This is a genomic window from Kitasatospora sp. NPDC004531, assembly GCF_053602195.1.
This window is the reverse complement of sequence record NZ_JBSGDD010000206.1, coordinates 1-1,411: the sequence shown is the minus strand read 5'-3', so window position 1 is coordinate 1,411 and position 1,411 is coordinate 1. Positions and strand designations below refer to the sequence as shown.

Genomic DNA, 1,411 nt, shown 5'->3' with positions numbered 1-1,411 from the left:
CTCGGTGCTGTCGCCGGGGCTGCCGCGCGGGGCGAGCGTCGTGAGGTCGCAGGCGACGCCGGGGAGAGCGGAAGGCGCGGTCAGAACAGCCCGGCGACCAGGTCGCCGACCGACTTGCGGCGGCCGGTGAAGAACGGCACCTCCTCGCGCACGTGCAGCCGGGCGCGGGACGGGCGCAGGTCGCGCATCAGGTCGACGATCCGGTGCAGCTCGTCGGCCTCGAAGGCCAGCAGCCACTCGTAGTCGCCGAGCGCGAACGAGGCGACGGTGTTGGCGCGCACGTCCGGGTAGCCGCGGGCCATCTGCCCGTGCTCGGACAGCATCGCCCGGCGCTCCTCGTCGGGGAGCAGGTACCACTCGTAGGAGCGGACGAACGGGTAGACGCACACGTACTCGCGGGGGCGCTCGTCGGCGAGGAACGCCGGGATGTGCGACTTGTTGAACTCGGCGGGGCGGTGCAGCGCCATGTTCGACCAGACCGGCTCCATGCGGCGGCCCAGCTCGGTGCGGCGGAAGCGGTTGTACGCCTCCTGCAGGTCGTCCGAGGACTCGGCGTGCCACCAGATCAGCAGATCGGCGTCGGCGCGCAGGCCGGACACGTCGTAGGTGCCGCGGACGACGACGTCCTTGGCGGCGAGCTGCTCGAAGAGGGCGTCCACCTCGGCCACCAGGGAGGAACGGTCCTCGGGGAGGCCGTCCTTCAGCTTGAACACCGACCACATGGTGTAGCGGATGACCTGGTTGAGGTCACGGGCCTTCTTCTTCACGGGCTGCTCAGTGCTATCGGTCATGAGCCCATTGTCCCTTCTGTACGGGTGGTTCCGGTGCCGGGGTGGACGGCTGCGGCGGCCCGGCGGGCGCTCCCGATGACGGCGGGAATCCCGACGCCGTCGTAGGCGGCCCCGCACACGGCGATCGCGCCGAGCGCGTCCAGCCGGGCGCGGATCCGGGCGACCCGGTCGAGGTGGCCGACCGGGTACTGCGGCAGTCCGTCGGTCCAGCGGGTGACGGTGGAGTCGTACGGGGTGGCGCTCAGGCCGACGGCGGCGTGCAGGTCGGCCAGCGAGCGGGCGACCAGCTCGGCGTCGTCGAGGTGCAGCGCGGCGTCCTCGCGGTGTCGGCCGAGCGAGGTCCGCAGCAGGAAGCTGTCGGGCGCGGAGCGCTCCAGCCAGCCCCACTTGTTGCTGGAGAAGGTGGACGCCTTGATGCTGCGGCGGTCCACCGGCGGCACCAGGAAGCCGCTGCCGGTGAGCGGGCTGTCCGCCAGGTCGGCGCGCCGGAAGGCGAAGGTGACCAGCGCCATCGACGCGTACTCGATCTCCCGCAGCTCGGCCGCGGCGCCGGGCGCGTCGGCGGCGAGCAGCGCGGCGGCGTACGACCGGATGTGGTTCACCAGCTGGATCTGACCGCC

Annotated in this window: 2 protein-coding genes; both read right to left on the bottom strand. The window is 72.4% G+C overall.

What is annotated here, in order from left to right:
* Positions 1–80: 80 nt before the first annotated feature.
* Positions 81–791: a hydrogen peroxide-dependent heme synthase gene (hemQ, locus tag ACWEMJ_RS34125; RefSeq protein WP_452141025.1), complete on the bottom strand. Its 711-nt coding sequence runs from the start codon at positions 789–791 to the stop codon at positions 81–83.
* Positions 788–1,411, bottom strand: a 624-nt coding sequence (locus tag ACWEMJ_RS34120) for a protoporphyrinogen/coproporphyrinogen oxidase (protein WP_452141024.1), incomplete at its 5' end; no start/stop codon positions are given. The genes hemQ and ACWEMJ_RS34120, both read right to left, overlap by 4 nt.